Source organism: Aquabacter sp. L1I39 (genome assembly GCF_017742835.1).
Taxonomy (GTDB): domain Bacteria; phylum Pseudomonadota; class Alphaproteobacteria; order Rhizobiales; family Xanthobacteraceae; genus L1I39.
The window spans coordinates 4,526,819-4,546,128 of record NZ_CP072392.1 but is presented as its reverse complement, the minus strand read 5'-3'; the positions used below and the strand labels follow the sequence as shown (position 1 = coordinate 4,546,128).

At 68.5% G+C, this 19,310-nt stretch carries 18 protein-coding genes; 10 read left to right on the top strand and 8 right to left on the bottom strand.

Going from position 1 to position 19,310, the window contains the following annotated elements; all coding sequences use genetic code 11:
- Positions 1 to 17 precede the first annotated feature (17 nt).
- The gene (locus tag J5J86_RS20595; protein WP_209101509.1) at positions 18 to 1,079 is read right to left on the bottom strand and encodes a hypothetical protein; all 1,062 of its coding nucleotides are present in this window, start codon (positions 1,077 to 1,079) and stop codon (positions 18 to 20) included.
- Between the two features lie 180 nt (positions 1,080 to 1,259).
- On the opposite strand from J5J86_RS20595, the gene J5J86_RS20590 reads away from it, so the two are divergent.
- Both J5J86_RS20590 and J5J86_RS20585 read left to right on the top strand, forming a co-directional pair.
- Positions 1,260 to 1,907, top strand: coding sequence for a hypothetical protein (locus J5J86_RS20590; protein WP_209101506.1), 648 nt, complete (start codon positions 1,260 to 1,262; stop codon positions 1,905 to 1,907).
- A gap of 63 nt (positions 1,908 to 1,970) precedes the next feature.
- Positions 1,971 to 2,159: a hypothetical protein gene (locus J5J86_RS20585; protein WP_209101503.1), complete on the top strand. Its 189-nt coding sequence runs from the start codon at positions 1,971 to 1,973 to the stop codon at positions 2,157 to 2,159.
- 11 nt (positions 2,160 to 2,170) lie between these two features.
- Here J5J86_RS20585 and J5J86_RS20580 read toward each other — a convergent pair whose 3' ends face one another.
- From J5J86_RS20580 to J5J86_RS20565, 4 genes are all read right to left on the bottom strand, one after another.
- The gene (locus J5J86_RS20580) at positions 2,171 to 3,163 is read right to left on the bottom strand and encodes a LysR family transcriptional regulator (RefSeq protein ID WP_209101500.1); all 993 of its coding nucleotides are present in this window, start codon (positions 3,161 to 3,163) and stop codon (positions 2,171 to 2,173) included.
- Positions 3,164 to 3,230: 67 nt separating this feature from the next.
- Positions 3,231 to 4,892 carry an OFA family MFS transporter gene (locus J5J86_RS20575; protein ID WP_209101497.1) on the bottom strand — a complete coding sequence of 554 codons (1,662 nt, stop codon included), beginning with the start codon at positions 4,890 to 4,892 and terminating at the stop codon, positions 3,231 to 3,233.
- Between the two features lie 331 nt (positions 4,893 to 5,223).
- Entirely contained in the window at positions 5,224 to 7,248 is a 2,025-nt protein-coding gene (locus J5J86_RS20570; RefSeq protein ID WP_209101494.1) for a sensor histidine kinase, read from the bottom strand.
- Complete coding sequence (locus J5J86_RS20565) at positions 7,232 to 8,635, bottom strand: sigma-54-dependent transcriptional regulator (RefSeq protein WP_247657735.1); 1,404 nt, start codon at positions 8,633 to 8,635, stop codon at positions 7,232 to 7,234. The genes J5J86_RS20570 and J5J86_RS20565 overlap by 17 nt, the downstream gene beginning before the upstream one ends.
- A 175-nt stretch (positions 8,636 to 8,810) precedes the next feature.
- Here J5J86_RS20565 and J5J86_RS20560 point away from each other — a divergent pair, with 175 nt between their 5' ends.
- The 4 genes from J5J86_RS20560 (at position 8,811) to J5J86_RS20545 (ending at position 11,677) form a co-directional block, all read left to right on the top strand.
- Positions 8,811 to 10,139, top strand: a complete 1,329-nt coding sequence (locus J5J86_RS20560) for a diguanylate cyclase domain-containing protein (RefSeq protein ID WP_209101487.1) — start codon at positions 8,811 to 8,813, stop codon at positions 10,137 to 10,139.
- Between the two features lie 124 nt (positions 10,140 to 10,263).
- Complete coding sequence (locus J5J86_RS20555; RefSeq protein WP_209101475.1) at positions 10,264 to 10,416, top strand: hypothetical protein; 153 nt, start codon at positions 10,264 to 10,266, stop codon at positions 10,414 to 10,416.
- Entirely contained in the window at positions 10,413 to 10,961 is a 549-nt protein-coding gene (locus J5J86_RS20550; protein WP_209101472.1) for a flavin reductase family protein, read from the top strand. The genes J5J86_RS20555 and J5J86_RS20550 overlap by 4 nt, the downstream gene beginning before the upstream one ends.
- 155 nt (positions 10,962 to 11,116) lie before the next feature.
- The gene (locus J5J86_RS20545; RefSeq protein WP_209101470.1) at positions 11,117 to 11,677 is read left to right on the top strand and encodes a hypothetical protein; all 561 of its coding nucleotides are present in this window, start codon (positions 11,117 to 11,119) and stop codon (positions 11,675 to 11,677) included.
- 10 nt (positions 11,678 to 11,687) lie between these two features.
- Here the strand turns inward: J5J86_RS20545 and blaOXA are convergent, their stop codons facing one another.
- The 3 genes from blaOXA to J5J86_RS20530 form a co-directional block, all read right to left on the bottom strand.
- Positions 11,688 to 12,551, bottom strand: a complete 864-nt coding sequence (blaOXA, locus tag J5J86_RS20540) for a class D beta-lactamase (protein WP_209101468.1) — start codon at positions 12,549 to 12,551, stop codon at positions 11,688 to 11,690.
- A gap of 3 nt (positions 12,552 to 12,554) precedes the next feature.
- On the bottom strand, positions 12,555 to 13,382 hold the full coding sequence (gene panB / locus J5J86_RS20535) for a 3-methyl-2-oxobutanoate hydroxymethyltransferase (protein WP_209101466.1): 828 nt from the start codon (positions 13,380 to 13,382) through the stop codon (positions 12,555 to 12,557).
- A 70-nt stretch (positions 13,383 to 13,452) separates the two neighbouring features.
- Positions 13,453 to 14,022, bottom strand: a complete 570-nt coding sequence (locus J5J86_RS20530) for an NnrU family protein (RefSeq protein ID WP_209101464.1) — start codon at positions 14,020 to 14,022, stop codon at positions 13,453 to 13,455.
- A gap of 434 nt (positions 14,023 to 14,456) precedes the next feature.
- On the opposite strand from J5J86_RS20530, the gene guaB reads away from it, so the two are divergent.
- The 4 genes from guaB (at position 14,457) to J5J86_RS20510 (ending at position 19,266) form a co-directional block, all read left to right on the top strand.
- The gene (guaB, locus tag J5J86_RS20525; protein ID WP_209101462.1) at positions 14,457 to 15,977 is read left to right on the top strand and encodes an IMP dehydrogenase; all 1,521 of its coding nucleotides are present in this window, start codon (positions 14,457 to 14,459) and stop codon (positions 15,975 to 15,977) included.
- 250 nt (positions 15,978 to 16,227) lie between these two features.
- Positions 16,228 to 17,220 carry a Bug family tripartite tricarboxylate transporter substrate binding protein gene (locus J5J86_RS20520; RefSeq protein ID WP_209101460.1) on the top strand — a complete coding sequence of 331 codons (993 nt, stop codon included), beginning with the start codon at positions 16,228 to 16,230 and terminating at the stop codon, positions 17,218 to 17,220.
- Positions 17,221 to 17,287: 67 nt separating this feature from the next.
- Positions 17,288 to 17,758 (top strand): tripartite tricarboxylate transporter TctB family protein, encoded by a 471-nt coding sequence (locus tag J5J86_RS20515; RefSeq protein ID WP_209101457.1) that lies wholly within the window; start codon positions 17,288 to 17,290, stop codon positions 17,756 to 17,758.
- 8 nt (positions 17,759 to 17,766) lie between these two features.
- Positions 17,767 to 19,266: a tripartite tricarboxylate transporter permease gene (locus J5J86_RS20510; RefSeq protein WP_209101455.1), complete on the top strand. Its 1,500-nt coding sequence runs from the start codon at positions 17,767 to 17,769 to the stop codon at positions 19,264 to 19,266.
- Positions 19,267 to 19,310 lie beyond the last annotated feature (44 nt).

Sequence of the window (19,310 nt, the reverse complement as noted above, 5' to 3'; positions counted from 1 at the left end):
TGGCGAAGCGCCCCCCATCAGTCCTCGTCCCGGGGTGGCGGATCGAAGGGCGGAGGCTCGGGATCGCCATCCTCGTCGGACACCGCGCCGTCCGGGTCGGCCACCCCTTCGAACAATTGCCGGAACTGCGGATAGCGCCCCTGCGTGCGCCGCACCGCCTCCTTCAGATGGATAAAGAAGAGGTCATGGGCATAGTCCGCCACCGGCCAGCCGAGATGTTTGGCGTGCTTTTCGCCGGCACCGGCCAGCGCCTGCTCGAGCGCGAGGCCGAAATGGGCGATGACCTGGGCCGACAGATCGTCCGGCACCCGGATATTGGTCTTGCGGCCGGGAACCTTCAGCTTCAGCGCGCCATCCCCGGACAGGTCCAGGAGGATCTTCAAGCGGGGGTGCAGGAACAGGTGGTCGCGCACGGCCTTTGGATCAGCCACCACACCGAGGGCATAAGTGCCGTCCTCGCGCGTGCGGGCCGTGAGCTTGGCCCGGGCCGGTCCCCCCGCGTCGGAGGCGTCGGCACCCGCCAGATCCACCTCATCGTCATAGGATGCAAATGCCCCCGACTCGTCGGCGGCGATACAGGCGGAAAGCCCCGGCGCGCTGGAAAACAGATTGACCGGCAAGGCGTGGAGGGCGCGCAGCGCCGCGCGATCATCCAGGGCGGCAGGATCGGGAAAGGCCGCGCGGATCTGTTCCAGATCATCGAACATGACGGGCGCCAGCGCTTTCGCCCGGCGCTGCAGACGGGCCTGCTGCACCCGGCGCTGGCCGGGCGGCAGATCGGCGAAGGCCAGAATGTGGCCCGCCTTCACCTCATGGGCGGATGCGTGCTTGGGATCCACCACGATCTCGAACCGCCGCGACGTCACCTTGCGCGGCGTCCCCTCGGCGCTCCGCCGCAGAAAGACGCGGGTCTCCATGCGAAAGCTGGCCGGCACCTCCGGTCCGAAAACGTAGGTGCTGCGGCCCTCGTCGAAGCGGATCGTGGTGAGTGAAGTGACCGTGCGACGCGGCACCGAACCGATCCGCACAGCCACCCGCGCTTCGGGCGCGCGCGGCTGCGCCTGCGATATGTGGAACATCCCCATGGCACCCGCCCCACCCTCTCCCGCACTGCACCTATTTTGGGTAGATCGCTGTTAAAATTGCAATTGATAATTGCAATTTTCTTCCCCACTCCCGCGGCGTGAGGTGGGACCATGAGAAGGCTGGGCAGGGCGATCGCGACCGCGCCAGACAGGCCGAATGCCGGATGCCGGGGCATGTGGGCGATGACGCTCGTCCTGTGTGCGGGCCTGCTGGCGGTGGACGTGCCGGCCGCAGCCGCGCAAGGGGTCGCAGCCCCCCGCCTCCAGGCTCAGACCGACGACTACCGCCGCACGGTGAGCGAAGGCGCCCTGCTGGGCGTGGCGGCGGGCGCGGCCATCGGCGGCATCATCGGAGCCACGCGCGCGGGCGGCGGCGCGGCGACCGGCGCCTATGACGCCCGCATCGCGGCACGCACCCAGCAATTGGCGGCCATCGGCGCGGCAGATGCCAAGCTGCGGGCAAGCCTTGCCTCCAGCGAGGCGGAGGCCGCACGGCTCGACCGGCAGGTCTCTGCCGCCACCCGCGCCGCCGAGGCGCGGCAAAGGGATCTGGCCGGTATCGACGCCCAGATCCGGCGGCTGGAGGCGTCGAACACGGTGTCCCGCGCCGAGCTGGCGCAGATCGAGCGGGAGCGGGATGCAGCAGCGGCGCAACTGGCCGGGCTCATGGCCCAGGCGCGCCAGCAGGAGGCTGCCTCCCGCGCGCTGCAAGGGGGCGCCGTGGCCTCCGCCACAACCCCGACCCCTGGCGGTCCGGACTTCGCCGCCCTCGACCAGCGTCTTTCGGCGCTGCGCCGGGCGGTCTCGACCGCCGCCCCATAGGAGCGGTCGGAAGGGCCCGCGTGGGGAAACTCAGAGGGATGTCGCAACCGAAAGGAACGCGACATGTCTCACACCTCAAAGACCCCTCTCGCCGCCGCCCCCGCCCGCTCCAACACCGCCCCCTCCAACACCGCCGGGAGGCGGGCCGATGCGTGCCTCTTCCAGGATTGGCAGGGGCGGTGCCAAGGCGTCAGCCGTCCGTCTTCAGAGCGCTACCTCGCCGCCCAATTGGCCCCGCGCCCCCCGGCGTGAGACGCGCCGGCTCAGGCGGGCACCGGCGCTTCGCCACGGGCGTCGATGCCCGTGGCGGGCCAGCGGCGGGCGGCTTCCGCCAGGGCGGCCACCGCCGCTGGCAAGGGATCGCGGCGGGGCACGACGAGGCCAATCTGGTGGCCGGGCCCGTCTTCCTCCAGGGGAATGGCGATGAGCCGCGTGCCTCCAGGGCGTTGGCCGGCCAAGGCGCGAGCGTGGCGCACGGGCAGGAGGGTCGCGAAGAGGCCGGACGCCACATGGGTGTCCAGGACGGTCAGCGCATTGGTCTCCACGCGCGGCGCCGCCGCACCAGGGATGGTTGCGAGGCGGGCATCCACCAGGCGCCGATAGCGCATATCCGACGACAAAAGACACAAGGGCAGGCGCGCCACCTGCGCCCAGCTCACGAAAGCCGGCGGCGCGCTCGCCCGTGCCGCGCTCCAGCCGCTTCGAGCCGGGTTCTCGCGCTCGGCCAGATGGGTCGCCAGCAAGGCCTCGTCCAGAAGCAAGCCGTGGCGTTCCTCATAGAGGGGAATGGCCATGAGCCGTGCCGGCAGCGGCCCTTGCACATAGGCGATGCCCGCATCCACGGAGAATTGCTCCACCGCCGTGAGGATCTGGTCGGCGGGCATGGAGAGGATGGAAAAGCCGAGGCGCGCATGACGCCGGCACAGGGGCAAGGTGAGCTCGCCCACGAAGGGCAGAGCGGTGGGCACCACCGCAAGGCGCAATTGCCCCGACAGGCCCTCGCTGGCGGCGCGGATCTCCTGGCGCATGCTGCGGGCATCGGCGACGAGCCGGCGTGCCCAATGGAGGATGCGCTCCCCTTCCGGCGTGAAGCCCTGGAAGCGGGCGCCGCGCGCCACGATGAGGACGCCGAACTGCTCTTCGAGCGTCTTCACGGCGGACGACAGAGTGGGCTGGGTCACGCCGGCGGCGAGGGCCGCCCGGCCGAAATGGCGCTCGGCGGCCAGGCACAGCAGCATTTCCAGCTTGTCCAGCATGGCCTGTTCCCCCAGCGATACGGGCGCGCCGGAAGGGCGCGCCCGGTCGTGTCTGGTCGGCGCGCGATCAGCCGGCGCGGAACAGGATGGCGGCGCTCTGCAGCGTGATCCACACGCCCCACAGCATGGGAATGCCCACCGCCGCCCAGGCCAAAGCCGCCTTCAGGTCGAGACCGCCGCGACCGATGCCGAACGAACCGGACGGCCCCTTCTGCGCGGCCGCGCTCTTGGCAAGAAGGGCGGCTTCCTCGGCCTCGCTCATGTACCAGCGCTCGGGCAGCGGACGCACCAGGGCGTTGGCGATGAGGCCCAGCACCAGCATGCCGGCCAGGATATACATGGTGAAGTCATAGACCTGCGCCCGCGGGATGCCGGCATTGAGCTGCGCCTCGCGGATATAGTTCACCACCACCGGGCCGATGATGCCGGCGGTCGCCCAGGCGGTCAGCAGCCGGCCATGGATGGCGCCCACGAAATGGGTGCCGAAGATGTCGGCGAGATAGGCCGGCACCGTGGCGAAGCCGCCGCCATACATGGACAGGATCACGCAGAAGATGGCCACGAACGCCACCTGGCTGCCCATGTGCGCCGCCGTGGGGGCGAGCGCATAGAGCGCGATGCCGAGGATGAAGAAGGTATAATAGGTGTTCTTGCGGCCGATGCGGTCCGACAGGGAGGCCCAGAAGAAGCGGCCGCCAATGTTGAACAGCGAGAGCAGGCCCGCAAAGCCCGCCGCGATGGCGGCGATGGCCGCCTTCTGGGAGGCGTCCAGCTGGGTGAAGGTGAGGTCCGGCAGGCCGATGAGGCGGCCGCTGAAGATCTCCTGCAGCATGGGCGAGGCCATGCCGATGACACCGATGCCCGCCGACACGTTGAGGCACAGCACCGCCCAGATCAGCCAGAATTGCGGGGTCTTGTGGGCATCGCGCAGATGCACGTTGCGGTGGGTGATGAGGGCGGACTTGGCCGCAGGCGGGTTCCAGCCTTCCGGACGCCAGCCGGACGGGGGCACGCGATAGCCGAAGGCGCCGGCCATCATGAAGACGAAATAGCCCGCCGCCATCACCAGGAAGGTCTGCCACACGCCCACCGTCTCGGCGGTGCGGAAATGGGTCATCAGCAGGTTGGCCAGTGGCGCGCCGATCATGGCGCCGCCACCAAAGCCCATGATGGCCATGCCGGTGGCCATGCCGCGCCGGTCGGGGAACCACTTGATGAGGGTGGAGACGGGGGAGATATAGCCGAGGCCGAGGCCGATGCCGCCAATGACACCAGCACCCAGCCACATCAGCCACAATTGGTGGATGGCCACGCCCAGCGCCGCCAGTGCGATGCCGCCGCACCAGCACAGGGCCGCCACCACGCCCGCCTTGCGCGGGCCGGCCTTTTCCAGCCAGCCGCCCCAGATGGCGGCGGAGGAGCCCAGCAGCACGAAGAAGAGGGTGTAGATCCAGCCGAGATCCGCCACGCGCCAGTCGCAGGTGCGGGTGAAGAGCGCGCCCACCAGCGTGAGGTCCGGGCAGGCCACCGACTGGGAGACGCCCAGCGAGCGCGTCAGCGGCAGCCAGAAGACGGAAAAGCCGTAGGCCATTCCGATGCACAGATGGATGGCCAAGGCGGCCGGCGGCACCATCCAGCGGTTGAAGCCGGGACGGGCGATGATGCGCTCCCGGTCCAGAAGCCCGGCCTCCTTGGCCGCGCCGTGATAGGTCTCGATACCAGCAGTCATGCGTTTCCCCCGAGATTGCCCTCGATGTGATTGATGGCGTGCGCCGCCGGCCTGAGGCGGTGGGCACGATTGAGGTGTCTTGGATGCCGGCTCCGCGTCCGCGCCGGCCATGACGGCCGGACATGCGGAGAAGCGGGGCGGTTGCGGACGTGTCCTCCGGTTTTTGTGCGTTTTGTCCGGAACACCTTCCGCAAGCGCCGTGCCACACGCGGTACGCGGGGAAAGATCAGCGTTTTCAATCACCCGACGGAAATGGCCGCCCAATGGGGAACAGGCGCACGGGACATTTCGTCCGGCGCGCGGGACAAATTGTCCAAACGGGGGGGAAGCCTCAGTTGGCCTCGGGCAGGAAGATGGAGAAGGTCGTCCCTTCCCCCGGCGTGCTGCGCACGTCGATGGCGCCGCCTTGCTGGGCGATCAGCTTCTGGGTGATGGACAGGCCGAGGCCCGTGCCCTGCTGGCGCTTGGTGGTGAAGAAGGGATCGAAGATGCGCGCCAGCACCTCTTCGCTCATGCCCACCCCCGTATCGTCCACCTCAATGCGGATGCCGGGGCGTCCATCATGCTCGGCATCGCGCGTCCGCAAGGTCAGGCGGCCGCCCTGGGGCATGGCGTGCACCGCGTTGACGATGAGGTTCACCAGCACCTGCTGCAATTCGGTGCGGTTCATGACGATGAGCCGGCTCGCCGCATCCTCCCGCACCAGGGTGATGGCGGAACGGTTGAGAAGGTGCTGGACCAAAGGCAGGCAGTCGGAAATCACCTCGGCGGGGGCATTGGCCTCCACGAAGCCGGCATATTCCTCGGGCCGGGCGAATTGCAGCAGCTTGTTGACGATCTGGGTGATGCGGTCGATCTGCTCGTCGATGAGCCGGAACTCGGTGCGCCCCCGGTCGGGATGATCGGCCAGCACATCGCGCAACACGTCCAGATTGCCCTGGATGACCGCCACGGGATTGTTGATCTCATGGGCGACGCCCGCCGTCACCTCGCCAATGGCCGCGAGCTTCTCCGACATGATGAGCTGGCGCGTGGTGGCCTCGATCTGGCGGTTGGCGATTTCGAGGTCCCGGGTGCGCTCGGCCACCTTCACATTCAGCTCGTCATTCCAGCGCACCAGTTCGCGCTCGCGTTCGGCCAATTGGTCGAGGAGATGATCGAGATGGAGCGCCACGCGACCGATCTCGTCATCAGCATGCTTCAGGCCGGTCCGGGCTTCCCGCTCGCCCGTCTCCACGGCGGCGATGGTGGCGTTCATGCGCTCCAGCGGCCGGAAAATGCCCCGCGCCCAGCGCAGGAAAAGCGGCACGCTGGCCGCCGCCACCACCAGGAAGGCGAGCACCACGGAGAGGACGGTGGAGAGCTTGGCCTCGAAGAAGGGCCGCTCCAGGAAGCCCACATAGAGCATGCCCACGCGCGTCCCGTAGCTGTCGGTGATGGGCTCGTAGGCGGACATGTACCAGTCGTTCACCACGAAGGCGCTGCCGAGCCAGATATGGCCCTCCTCCAGCACCTGCGTGCGCACCGCGTTGGAAACCCGCGTGCCCAGCGCCCGCTTGCCCTCGAACAGGCGCACATTGGTGGAGATGCGCACGTCGCCCAGGAACAGCGTCGCCGTGCCCTGGCTGCCCTCCGGCAGGCTGGCGGCGCGGTAGACGAGGTCGTTGATGGTGTCGATGAAGACGAGGTTCTGGTTGAGCAGGATGCCACCCACCAGCGCCCCCACCCGCCCATCCTCGAACCGCACGGCTGCGGCGGAATGGACCACCATGCCGGAGGTCTCCGCCGCCCGGTCCGTGGGACGGGCATTGGGGGTGGGCACCAGCTCGATGCGCGCCCGTTCTTCCAGGTGCGGGGAGAGCGCGGCCAAATCCTGCGCCGTGAAGATATCGATTGCGGTGCGCAATTCACCCCGCAACGCCGCCTCGATCACCGGCCAGTCGGCCCGAAGCGGCGCGCCGGTGGCCGGCGGGGCGGCGGCGGAGACCTGACCGCCGGGATCGATCACATAGAGAAAATCCAGCCCCAGCGCCCGCCGCCGGGTTTCCAGCAATTCCGACAGATCGCTGTCCTGCCGCCCCGCCGCCACGTCGCGGAACAAGGCGGAGAGGCCGAGCGCCTGCACATGGTCGCCGGTGATCTCCAGCAGGCGGGCCAGATATTGGTGGGCAATGGTGAGGTCGCCATGGACCTTGGAGGCCAAAAGCGCGTCGAACTTTGCGTTCCAGCGCGCCATGGTGGCGCCCAGCAGCAGCGGCACCACCACCAAAGTGGGCAGAAGCGCGATGGCCAGGAGGCGGAAGCGGACGGAGCGCCCGCGCGGGCGCGCGCCTGCCCCTTCAGGGCTCACGGACATTCCAGCGCGCGCATTTGCGGTCGATGGTCTTGCGGGAGATGCCGAGGCGGCGGGCGGCCTCGGTGCGGTCGAAGCCGCAGGCCTCCAGCACGGAGAGGATGTGCCGCTGCTCCACCTCGTCGAGGCTGTTTCCCAGCGCTTCGCGGCGCAAAGGCGCGCGGCCGGGGAAATCGTCCGGCAGGCGACCGAGGATCAAGGTGCGCTCGATGACATTGCGCAATTCCCGCACATTGCCCGGCCAGTCATAGCGGGCGAGCGCGGCGGAGGCGGCGGCATCGAGGGGCACCGGCGGCACGCCCAATTGGCGGGACAAGGTGCGCATGAACATGGCGGCCAGTTCCGCCACGTCCTCACCGCGGGCGCGCAGCGGTGGCAGATCGATCTTCATCACATTGATGCGGTAGAAGAGGTCGGCCCGGAAGCGACCTTCGCGCACCTCCCGCTCCAGGTCGCGATTGGTGGCGAAGACAAAGCGCAGGTCGACCGGCACCTCGCGCTCGGCCCCCACCGGCCGCACGCGGCGATCCTCCAGCACCCGCAGGAGCTTGCTCTGGGTGGCGGGGGGCAGTTCGCCGATCTCGTCCAGGAACAGCGTGCCGCCATTGGCATGGAGGAAGAGCCCGTCGCGGCCCGCCAGCGCGCCGGTGAAGGCCCCCTTCAGATGGCCGAACAATTCGCTCTCGATCATATCGGCGGGGATGGCGGCGCAATTGACCGGCACGAACGGCTTCTCGGCCCGCTCCGACAAGGCATGAAGCGAACGGGCCGCCACTTCCTTGCCGGTGCCCGATTCCCCGGTGATGAGCACGGTGGTGGGCATGCGGGCGACGCGGGAGAGGGTCTCGCGCACCTGGGCAATGAGGTGGGATTCGCCAATCAGCCGGTCGCGCAACACGCCGTGATTGGCGCTGAAGCGCAATTCGTGTTGGAGCATGAAATTCTCATGCTGCAGCCGGATACGATCCAGGCACCGCGCCACCGCATTGAGGATCTGGTTGGAGCGGAAGGGTTTGAGCACGAAGTCCACCGCCCCGGCGCGCAGCGCCCGGATGGCGGTTTCCAAGTCCGCATAGGCGGTAATCAGGATGGCATCGGCGAACAGGCCCACGGAGCGCTGCTCCGCCAGCCACTCCACCCCGCTCTTGCCGGGCATCACATTGTCGACGATCACCACGTCGAAATGCTGGGCATCGAGCTTGGCGGAGGCTTGCTGCGTGTCGGCGGCCTCTTCCACCAGCTTGCAGCGGGGGGCGAGCGTGCGCACCAGGAAGTTCCGGATGCCGGGCTCATCATCCACCACGAGGATGGAGGCCTGGGCCAGCCAGGGGCCGAACTCTGGATGGCTCGATGCGTCCCGCAGCCGACGCGCCGCCGCTTCCGACTGCACCGATGTTCCTCCCCGTCCTGTATTTGTTGAAGCGAGTATGACGGCCGCCAACCGGCCTGTCGATGGCGGACGCGGATGGGAGCAGAGGCCCTCCGCCCAACAAGCGCCACGCCCTCGCCGTCTTGGCTTGCCGTGCACAGGCACCTGCGGAATCATCCCCCTGCGGAGGGGATGCATGCACAGAGGCGGGACGACCAGCGGCGGGGCGAACCCAGAGGCGGGCGGGGATGACCTGCTGCACGCGCTCTGCGACACGGCGCGCCTGACGCTGCGGGCTGAGATGGCGGGGTTCGTCAGCGCCGGCACGACCATGCTCGCGGGCGGCGGCGGGGATGCTCTTGCACGTCTGGCGCCCCTTCTCGCCCGGCTCGACGGCGCGGACGGGCCGCTCGTGCTGGACGCCCATCCTCATGCATCCGGCCTGTTCGCGGGCTTCGCGCTTGCGGGCAAGGCTGGCGCACCCGTCGGCCGCTTCTTCATCACCCGCCCGAGCGGCGATGCCCTCTCGGCCACGGATCGCGCCCTGTTCGAGGGCTTTGCCCGCATGGCGCAGGCGCAGGCGCGGCAGGCCGAGGCGCTCGCCTCGGCCACACAGCAGGCCGCCCTCTATCGGCTGCTCGCCGACACCACCACCGACACCATCGTGCGCGGCACGCTGGACGGTGTGCGCACCTATATCTCGCCCTCCGTCCGCACGCTTCTGGGCTACGAGCCGGAGGAGATGATCGGCCGCCGGGCGGCGGAGATCGTGCATCCCGACGATGCCGCGCAGTTCGGCCTGCTGATGGCCGACATGCGGGCCGGCCGCATCGGCGTGGCGGTGAGCGAGACCCGCCAGCGCCACCGGGACGGCTCTTGGGTGTGGCTGGAAGCCTTCGTCAAGCTCACCTATGACGCGACCGGCAAGGCGGACGGCTATGTGGCCTCGGTGCGCAACATCTCCCGCCGCAAGGAAGCGGAGCTACAGCTCCAGCATCTCGCCTCCCACGACAGCCTGACCGGCCTTGCCAACCGCGCTTTTCTGAAGTCGCGCCTTGACGCCTGTCTGGCCGGTGCCAGGGACGGCGACGCAGGTTTAGCGCTGCTGTGCCTGGATCTCGACAACTTCAAGCAGGTGAACGACGCTGGCGGCCATGCGGCGGGCGATGCTCTGCTATGCGCCATGGCAGAGCGTTGCCGCTCCGAGCTGGGTCCAGGCGACCTCATGGCCCGTCTCGGCGGGGACGAATTTGCCATCCTGCATCCCGCGCCGCCGGGCGATGCGGGGCTCTTCCCCGCCGCCTCCGCGCGGCGCCTCGGAGAGCGCCTGATTGCAATCGTATCAAGGCCTTTCGACCTGCCCGGCGGACCCGTGCAGGTTGGCGTGTCGGTAGGCATCGCCCTGCCTCCCGCCGCCACGCCGGACGACCTCCTGCGGCGGGCTGACGCAGCGCTTTATGCTGCAAAGCGGCAAGGACGGGGCCTCCTGGTGATGGAGGGACCCGGGAATGCTGCGACCGTTTGACCTTGCGATTTTGATGCAGCGCAACAAAAATAGGGGAAATCGGGCCTCTGATGGGTCCATTGGCTAAGCGCCCTCCCGCACTGCGGCAGGCGCGCCGGCAAGGTTTGCCGGCAAGGAGAGTGTCATGTCCCCGCTTGTTCTTTCCATCGTTGGGTTCACCGCAGCCTTCACCGCTGGCATTGCCGCGTTCGAGCAGATCGCTGTCGCGCTGCTCACCCCGTCGGCGTCCTGGCTGCCGCGGTCCCGCACCGTCCAGGCCCGCCGCCCGCAGGCATGAAGCCGGCCCACGGCTTCACCGCCCTGCCGCTCGATGAGGTCTATACGCTCATCGAGCCCGGCCCGGTGGTGCTGCTGGCGACCCGCGGCCGCGCGGGTGACAATGTCATGGCCATGTCCTGGCACATGATGGTGGAGTTCACGCCGCCCCGCATCGCCTGCGTGGTGTCGGGGGGCGACTTCAGCTTCACGGCCCTGCGCGCCAACCGCGCTTGCGTCATCGGCATTCCCCCGCTGGCCATGGCCGCGCAAGTGGTGAAGATCGGCAATTGCTCCGGGCGGAACGTGGACAAGTTCGCCACTTTCGACATTCCCGCTTATCCGGCGCCCCAGGTGAAGGCCCCGCTCATCGGCGGCTGCTTCGCCAACCTGGAATGCCGCGTCATCGACACACGCCTGGTCAACCGCTTCAACCTGTTCGTGCTGGAAGTGGTCGCGGCCTGGCAGGATCCGGTCATCACCGACCGGCGGACCATCCACCACAAGGGCTATGGTCATTTCGCGGTGGACGGGACCGACATCACCCTCCCGTCCCGCATGCCGTGAGGGCTGAAGCCCTCCCTCTCCCGGCTGGACGCATGGCCGCGTGCCCGCCGGTTCCCGCGTCGCTGGGACATGTCGCGCAGGGGCGGCGTAAAGGCCGCTGGCTCACGACCGCAAGCTGTGCCATGCCGGAGGCCTAAGATCTCGGGAGGCAGGCCATGAGCGGACCAACACGCGGCGCAACGCCGGACATCCTGCAGATCCGCATCGGCCAGACCGCCCAGCTCTTCAACATGCTGGACCCTTGCCCCTTCGGCGAGCGGGACCTGGACCCGGCAGCGGAAGCCTATCTGGTGGAATGGGTGGAGGAACTGCCCAAGGCCAGCCCCTTGCGCCTCATGGTGCGCATGCCCGCCGAGGAGGCGGACAGCCCGGAGGCCGGTGGCATTCCCGACGCCATCCGCAACTATTTCGCCGGCCGCGCCGCCGAAATGACCCGGGAATTGCGGGAATTGTTTCGGGTGGGCCGCATCTCGCTGGTCATCGGCCTGTGTGTGCTGGGCCTGTGCCTCCTACTGGCTCAGGCCATTTCCGGCCGGTTCGGCGAGGCACGCTTCGTCAGCTTCGCCGAGGAAAGCCTTGTCATCGTCGGATGGGTCGCCAATTGGCGGCCCATCGAGATCTTCCTTTATGACTGGTGGCCGCTGGTGCGCCAGCGCCGCATCTTCACCCGCCTGTCCCTGGCGGAGGTGGAGGTGCGGGCGGAGGCGGATGACTGAACCGCGCCTCCTATTTCTCCTGCGCCGTCAGGATCGGCTCCAGCGCCTTCACCGCCTGGCGCCGCGCCATGGGGCCGAGCGGCTCGGGCGGAATGTAGTCGAGGGTGATGAAGCGGGCGAAGGCGAACTGCCGGCCGCCTTTCTCCGCCCAGCCGATGAACCAGCCGAAGGGGCGCTGCCGGTCTGGCGAGCCGTCGCCCAATTGCTGGAAGCCGGTGCCCGTCTTGCCATAGAGATCCCATCCCGCCGGGCTCTCAGGCACCTTCAGGATGGTGATGGTCTTGTCCACCGCCTCGGGCGAGACCGGCAATTCCCCCTTCAGCAGGCGGCGCAGGAAATCCACCTGCTCGCGCGGGGAGATGCGCAGCGAGGAGGAGAGCCAGGCGCGGGTGAGGCCATTGTCCTTGCCGGGATCGCCGGAGAGGTTCTGGTTGCCATAGTCGAAGCCGCGCACATAGGCGCGGAAGCGGTCCATGCCCAGTTCCTGCGTCAGGAGCTGGGAATACCAGACCACCGAATATTGCATCCAGCTCTTGGGGGTCTGCGGCCCCTTCCACTGCTCCATCCAGTCGGGCATCCCCGCCTTGGAGGTCCAGACGGGCGCGTCCGGGCTTTTCAGGATGCCGGAATCAAAGCCCATCAGGGCCAGCGGCACCTTGAAGGTGGAGGCCGGGGACTGGCGCGTGGCGCACAGCCCCTGCTTGGCCGCCACATGGCCGGTCTTCACCTCCGCCACCAGGAAGCATTCCTCCACCGCGCGGGCGGGACCGGCGGCGAAGAGGACCGCCGCCAGGGCCGACACGGCCAACAGGGCCTGACGGCCCAACCGGGCGAGATCCTGTCGGGGCGTCACGGGACGCAAAGCCACATTCATGCCTCAGGCCTTCGGCGCCTTGGGGGCATAGGTATGCTCGGGCCCCGGGAAGGTGCGGGCCCGCACCTCGTCCGCATAGCGGCCCACCGCCTCTTCGATGGCGGGACCGAGATCGGCATACTTCTTCACGAACTTCGGCACCCGCTGGCCGAGGCCCAGCATGTCCTCCAGCACCAGGATCTGCCCGTCGCAGGCGGGGCTGCCGCCAATGCCGATGGTGGGCGGGGCCACCTCTTGGGTGATCCGGCGGGCCACCGGCTCTGCCACGGCCTCCACCACGATGGAGAAGGCGCCGGCCTCCGCCACTGCGCGGGCATCGTCCAGGATGACAGAAGCCTCGCTGTCGTCACGGCCGCGCGCCTTGAAGGAGCCGAGCGTGTTGATGGCCTGGGGGGTGAGGCCCACATGGCCCATCACCGGCACGCCGCGATCCACCAGGAAGCGCACCGTGTCGGCCATGCGGCGGCCGCCTTCCAGCTTGACGGCGCCGGCGCCGGTCTCCTTCAGCACGCGGGCGGCGGTGTGGAAGGCTTCCACGGGGCTGGCCTCATAGCTGCCGAAGGGCAGGTCCACCACGATGAGGGCATGCTTGGTGCCGCGCACCACGGCGCGGCCGTGCACGATCATCATTTCCACCGTCACCGGCACCGTGGTTTCCAGGCCGTGCATCACCATGCCGAGGCTGTCGCCCACCAGGATCACGTCCACATGCCGGTCCAGGAGCTGAGCGGTGTGGGCATGGTAGGAGGTCAGCGAGACGATGGGGGTGCCGCCCTTGCGCCCGCGGATCTCGGGCGCCGTGATCCGGCGCACGTCGGACTGGATGGACATGATGCGTTCCTCAATGTTCTGTTTTGGTTGGTTAAGACTGGGCCGGGCGCTTTCGCCCCGCCGCTCCGGCTCAGCCGATGACCGGCACGCCGATGATGTGGGGGTGGAACCAGAAGGCCAGCACCCCGTAAAGAACGAGCCCGCCCACCACGGCGATCACATCGCCGCCATAGCCGGCCGGGGCCGGCGGCACCGGCGCGCCGCGTCTTTTGGCCATGATGCGGGCAAAGACCGCCCACACCAGGACGGAGCCGAACAGCACCATGGAGGCGGCATCGCCATTGGCGAGCAGATGGCCGAGCGCCCACAGCTTCACCGCCGCCAGCAAGGGATGCTTGAGGACGGTGCGGATGTGGCTCGGCACATAGGCCGCCACGGCGGCGATGGTGACGAACACCATGAGCAGCAGCACCAGATGGCGCAGCGCCATGGGCGGGTCCCAGATGAGCGCCGGGCCAGCGGCGCGCCAAAGGGCGAAGCCATAGGCCGTCAGGCCCACCCCGGCGACCGAGAGCAGCGAAAAGAAACCCTTATATTGCCCCTCGCCCAGCGCGGCGATGAGCCTCGCCCGCACCCCGCGCAGGCTGGCGATGAGATGCACGCCCAGAAACACCACAAGGCCGACCAGCATCACCACCATGATCGTCTGCGCCTCTCCATGGACACCCGCGTCCGCTGCGGCCCCGTTTTACAGGTCCGCGCCCCGGGCGGCGCGACTTTAGAGCATGTCGAGGCTCCGAGTCGACCGACAATTGCGCCGCATCAAAACCATAACACAATGATATATCTGCGTTATTTTTTACTGCTGAGCCGCACCTCCCATCAGGGGAGACTGCGGAGGCACCGAGGCGCCCTGCGTTGGCGCCGGGTGGCGGGCCTCCCCTGCGCAGCTTCGGCCTGCCTCCCCTGCGTGCTGCGCATGCCGAAGAGGGGCACCGGGTCTTCTATTCGTCGTGTCCCCATGGTATGGGCCACCGCCAACTCGAAACGCCGGTCGCACATGCTCCGGCGTGGATTCGATCACTGCCGGCGGACACCTCTACGCCAGTCCGCAAGGCCATAAGGGAGTTGGCGATGTCGACCCTCAATCCGTCCGGCGCGATCCCCCCTTTCTCCGGTTCGCCCTTCCGTGAGGCCTTAACCTTCGACGACGTGCTGCTCCAGCCCGGCCCGTCCGAGGTGATGCCCGGCCAGGTGTCGCTGGTCAGCCGCCTGACGAAGACCATCAGCCTCAATTTGCCCATCCTGTCCGCCGCCATGGACACAGTGACGGAATCCCGCCTCGCCATCGCCATGGCCCAGGCGGGCGGCATCGGCGTCATCCACCGCAACCTGACGCCCGAGATCCAGGCCGAGCATGTGCGGCAGGTGAAGAAGTTCGAATCGGGCATGGTGGTGAACCCGGTCACCATCCATCCGGACGAGACTCTGGCCGACGCCCTCGCGCTCATGAAGCGCTTCGGCATTTCCGGCATCCCGGTGGTGGAGCGCGGGCCCAATGGCCGCGCCGGCAAGCTGGTGGGCATCCTCACCAACCGCGACGTGCGCTTCGCCAACGATCCCAACCAGCCGGTCTCGGACCTGATGACCAAGGACCGGCTCATCACCGTCAATGAGAGCGTCAAGCAGGACGAGGCCAAGCGCCTCCTCCACCAGCACCGCATTGAGAAGCTCTTGGTGGTGGACGCCGACTATCGCTGCGTCGGCCTCGTCACCGTGAAGGACATCGAGAAGGCGGTGGCCAATCCCGATGCCGCCAAGGACGAGCAGGGCCGCCTGCGTGTCGCCGCCGCCACCACAGTGGGCGATGACGGCTATGAGCGCACCGAGCGCCTCATCGATGCGGGCGTGGATCTCGTGGTGGTGGATACCGCCCACGGCCACTCCAAGAAGGTGCTGGACCAGGTGGAGCGCATCAAGCGCCTGTCCAACGCCACCCAGATCCTGGCCGGCAACATCGCCACCGCCGAGGGCGCCAAGGCGCTGATCGGGGCTGGCGCGGACGCCATCAAGGTGGGCATCGGGCCGGGCTCCATCTGCACCACCCGCATCGTGGCCGGCGTCGGCGTGCCCCAGTTGACCGCCGTCATGGACGCGGTGGAGGCCTGCGCCGCCACCGACACCCCGGTGATCGCGGACGGCGGCATCAAATTCTCCGGCGACCTGGCCAAGGCGCTGGCGGCGGGCGCGTCCTGCGCCATGGTGGGCTCGCTGCTCGCCGGCACCGACGAGAGCCCAGGCGAGGTGTTCCTCTATCAGGGCCGCTCCTACAAGGCCTATCGCGGCATGGGCTCGGTGGGCGCCATGTCCCGCGGCTCCGCGGACCGCTACTTCCAGGCGGAAGTGCGCGATGCGCTGAAGCTGGTGCCGGAAGGCGTCGAGGGCCAGGTGGCCTATAAGGGCCCGGTCTCGGCCGTGCTGCACCAGCTCGCCGGCGGCCTGCGCGCCGCCATGGGCTATGTGGGCGGCAAGGACCTCACCGAGTTCCGCGAGAAAGCGCGCTTCGTGCGCATCTCCTCCGCTGGCCTGCGCGAGAGCCATGTGCACGACGTGACCATCACCCGCGAGAGCCCGAACTATCCCTCCGCCGTCTGAGGGCAGCTATCCGATTGAAATTGAGAGGCCCGCGCCCCGGCGCGGGCCTTTCTTCATGGTCGCGGCACCCGCACAGGGGCAAGGGCATGCCGCTAGGTAAGCCTATTTGACGTTAAAAATCAGGCGGATATGGCGCGACGCCACTTCCTTCCGACGCCGGAAACAGCCAAGCTTCCCGCAAGGTCGCCACGCCCGGCGCAAGATGGCCCGCCGGGCGCCATCGGGCGGTCCGATCAGGGAAGGAAGCCTCATGTCGTCTCATCGCCTCGCCCGCCCCTCGCGCCGGCTGGTGGCTGGCCTCGGCCTCGCGCTGCTGGCTGCGCCCCTGGGCATGGCGCCCGCCGCCGCGCAGATGGCCGAGTTGAAGATCATGGCCCCCGCCTCCCCCGGCGGCGGATGGGACCAGACCGCGCGCTCCATGCAGCAGGTGCTGGTGTCCTCCGGCATCGTGCGTTCCGTGCAGGTGACCAATGTCACCGGCGCCGGCGGCACCATCGGGCTGGCCCAGTTCATCACCGGGGCCAAGGGCGATCCGAACCAGCTCATGGTCATGGGCTTCGTGATGGTGGGCGCCATCCTCACCAACAAGGCGCCGGTGAACCTCGACCAGGTCACCCCCATCGCCCGCCTGACGGAAGAGACCGAGGCCATTGCGGTGCCGGCCGCTTCTCCCATCAAGACCATCCAGGAACTGGCGGCCGCCATCAAGGACAACCCGGCCAAGGTCACCTGGGCCGGCGGCTCGGCGGGCGGCGTCGACCATATCGCGGCTGCCCTCTTCGCTCAGGCGGCAGGGGCCGACCCGGCCAAGATCAACTACATCCCCTTCTCCGGCGGCGGCGAGGCTTTGGCCGCGGTGCTCGGCGGCAAGGTGACGGCTGGCATTTCCGGCTATGGCGAGTTCGAGAGCCAGGTGAAGGCGGGCAAGCTGCGCGTGCTCGCCGTGACCGCCGCCGAGCGCCTGCCAGGCGTGGACGCGCCGACCCTCACCGAAGCGGGAATCGCGCTGAAGATCACCAATTGGCGCGGCGTCGTCGCCCCTCCCGGCATCACGAAGGAGCAGCGCGACACCCTGGTGGCCACGGTGGAGAAGATGGCCAAGTCCCCCGCCTGGATCGAAGTCCTGAAGCAGAAGGGCTGGGACGACGCCCTGGTGACGGGCGATGCCTTCGCCGCGCTCCTGAAGCAGGAGACGGCGCGCACCGCCGATGTGCTCAAGACGGTGGGGCTGGTGAAGCCCTGAGCCGTCCGGGGGCGCCGCGCGGCGCCCCTTTTCGTGTGACGCGGATGAAGCCGGCAGGGGGAGCCGCATGAACAGCAAGGTGAAGGGGCCGGACAAGGCCGGCATCGTGATTGCCGCCGCGCTGGCCGGCATTGCGGGCGTGATCTGGTGGGATGCCACCAAATTGAGCGCGCTGTCCCCCTATGGCCTGGGGCCGGATGCCGCGCCCAAGGTGGTGGCGGCGGGGCTCGCGCTCCTGGCGGTGGCCAATTTCATCAATGCCTGGCGGGGCACCATGCCCCACCGGGAGCCCGGCGACCTCGGCGCCATCCTGTGGATCGTCGGCGGGCTCGCCGCGCTTATCGCCCTCGTCGCCTTCGGAGGCGGCTTCATCATTGCCACAGCGGTGCTGTTCGCCGCCACCGCCCGTGCCTTCGGCCGGCGCGCGCTGGCGGCTGATTTCGGCATCGGGCTGGCGTTGGGCGTGGTCGCCTACCTGCTCTTTGCCAAGCTCTTGTCCCTGACCTTGCCCACCGGGCCGCTCGAACGGCTGATCTGAGGCCCGCCATGGATACCTTCGCGCAGCTTCTCAGCGGCCTCAGCTTCGCCATCGCGCCCACCAACCTGCTGTTCGCGCTCATCGGCGTGCTGCTCGGCACCGCGGTGGGCGTGCTGCCGGGCATCGGGCCGGCGCTCACCGTCGCCCTGCTCTTGCCGGTGACCTACAAGCTCGACCCCACCGGGTCCCTCATCATGTTCGCCGGCATCTATTATGGCGGCATGTATGGCGGCTCCACCACCGCCATCCTCATCAACACCCCCGGCGAGAGCGCCTCCATGGCGACCGCCCTGGAGGGCAACAAGATGGCCAAGGCCGGCCGGGGCGGGCCGGCGCTGGCCACTTCCGCCATCGGCTCGTTCGTGGCCGGCACCATCGCCACGCTGGGCCTGACGTTTCTTGCGCCCACTTTGGTGGAGATCGCGGTCAAGTTCGGGCCGGAGGATTATTTCGCGCTCATGTGCGTGGCCTTCGTCACGGTGTCCGCCACCTTCGGCGATTCCCCCGTGCGCGGGCTGACCAGCCTGTTCATCGGGCTGGCGCTCGGCCTTGTGGGCATCGACAAGCTCACCGGGCAGGCGCGGCTCGGCTTCGGCGTGCCCGAACTGCTGGACGGGGTGGAGATCACCACCCTGGCGGTGGGCCTGTTCGCCGTGGGCGAGGCGCTGTTCGTCGCCTCCCGCCGCCAGCACGCCCCCGAGGAAGTGCTGGCGGTGAAGGGCTCGCTCTGGATGAGCCTCGACGACTGGCGCCGGTCGTGGAAGCCGTGGATCCGCGGCACCTTCCTGGGCTTTCCCATCGGCGCCCTGCCGGCGGGCGGCGCCGAGATCCCCACCTTCCTGTCCTATGCCATCGAGCGGCGCCTCACCAAGCACCCGGAAGAGTTCGGCAAGGGCGCCATCGAGGGCGTGGCCGGGCCGGAAGCCGCAAACAATGCCTCCGCCGCGGGCACCTTGGTGCCACTGCTGACGCTCGGCCTGCCCACCTCCGCCACCGCCGCCATGATGCTGGCCGGCTTCCAGCAATATGGCCTCAATCCCGGCCCGCTGCTGTTCGCCGATCATCCCCAACTGGTGTGGGGCCTCATCGCCTCGCTCTATATCGCCAATGTGATGCTGCTGGTGCTCAACCTGCCGCTGGTGGGGCTGTGGGTGCGCCTGCTCTCCATTCCCCAGCCCTGGCTTTATGCGGGCATCCTGGTGTTCGCCACCATGGGCACCATCGCCGCCAAGCCCTCAGTGGTGGAACTGAGCATGCTCACCGCCTTCGGCATCCTGGGCTACCTCATGCGCCGGTTCGATTATCCCATCGCCCCGGTGGTGGTGGGGCTGATTCTGGGTCCCGTAGCGGAAGCTCAGCTGCGCCGGGCGCTCTCCATCAGCCTTGGAGATCCCATGGTGCTGGTGGAAAGCCCCATCTCGGCCACCTTGCTGGCCATCGCCGCACTGGCCCTTGTGGCGCCTTTCTTTCTCAAGGGTCTCGACCGCTTCAAGGCACAGGAGGATTGACCGGCGCGCGCCATCTGGCCAGTTTGTGAAGTGGTTTGGGTAGC

What these genes read in the sequence shown, in the direction of transcription:
- J5J86_RS20530 (WP_209101464.1), bottom strand. Translation starts at nt 14,022, where the DNA reads ATGGTGGTGATGCTGGTCGGCCTTGTGGTGTTTCTGGGCGTGCATCTC.
- J5J86_RS20585 (WP_209101503.1), top strand. Translation starts at nt 1,971, where the DNA reads ATGTCTCACACCTCAAAGACCCCTCTCGCCGCCGCCCCCGCCCGCTCC.
- J5J86_RS20580 (WP_209101500.1), bottom strand. Translation starts at nt 3,163, where the DNA reads ATGCTGGACAAGCTGGAAATGCTGCTGTGCCTGGCCGCCGAGCGCCAT.
- J5J86_RS20560 (WP_209101487.1), top strand. Translation starts at nt 8,811, where the DNA reads ATGCACAGAGGCGGGACGACCAGCGGCGGGGCGAACCCAGAGGCGGGC.
- J5J86_RS20595 (WP_209101509.1), bottom strand. Translation starts at nt 1,079, where the DNA reads ATGTTCCACATATCGCAGGCGCAGCCGCGCGCGCCCGAAGCGCGGGTG.
- J5J86_RS20575 (WP_209101497.1), bottom strand. Translation starts at nt 4,892, where the DNA reads ATGACTGCTGGTATCGAGACCTATCACGGCGCGGCCAAGGAGGCCGGG.
- J5J86_RS20555 (WP_209101475.1), top strand. Translation starts at nt 10,264, where the DNA reads ATGTCCCCGCTTGTTCTTTCCATCGTTGGGTTCACCGCAGCCTTCACC.
- J5J86_RS20545 (WP_209101470.1), top strand. Translation starts at nt 11,117, where the DNA reads ATGAGCGGACCAACACGCGGCGCAACGCCGGACATCCTGCAGATCCGC.
- J5J86_RS20570 (WP_209101494.1), bottom strand. Translation starts at nt 7,248, where the DNA reads ATGTCCGTGAGCCCTGAAGGGGCAGGCGCGCGCCCGCGCGGGCGCTCC.
- guaB (WP_209101462.1), top strand. Translation starts at nt 14,457, where the DNA reads ATGTCGACCCTCAATCCGTCCGGCGCGATCCCCCCTTTCTCCGGTTCG.
- panB (WP_209101466.1), bottom strand. Translation starts at nt 13,382, where the DNA reads ATGTCCATCCAGTCCGACGTGCGCCGGATCACGGCGCCCGAGATCCGC.
- J5J86_RS20510 (WP_209101455.1), top strand. Translation starts at nt 17,767, where the DNA reads ATGGATACCTTCGCGCAGCTTCTCAGCGGCCTCAGCTTCGCCATCGCG.
- blaOXA (WP_209101468.1), bottom strand. Translation starts at nt 12,551, where the DNA reads ATGAATGTGGCTTTGCGTCCCGTGACGCCCCGACAGGATCTCGCCCGG.
- J5J86_RS20515 (WP_209101457.1), top strand. Translation starts at nt 17,288, where the DNA reads ATGAACAGCAAGGTGAAGGGGCCGGACAAGGCCGGCATCGTGATTGCC.
- J5J86_RS20590 (WP_209101506.1), top strand. Translation starts at nt 1,260, where the DNA reads ATGTGGGCGATGACGCTCGTCCTGTGTGCGGGCCTGCTGGCGGTGGAC.
- J5J86_RS20520 (WP_209101460.1), top strand. Translation starts at nt 16,228, where the DNA reads ATGTCGTCTCATCGCCTCGCCCGCCCCTCGCGCCGGCTGGTGGCTGGC.
- J5J86_RS20550 (WP_209101472.1), top strand. Translation starts at nt 10,413, where the DNA reads ATGAAGCCGGCCCACGGCTTCACCGCCCTGCCGCTCGATGAGGTCTAT.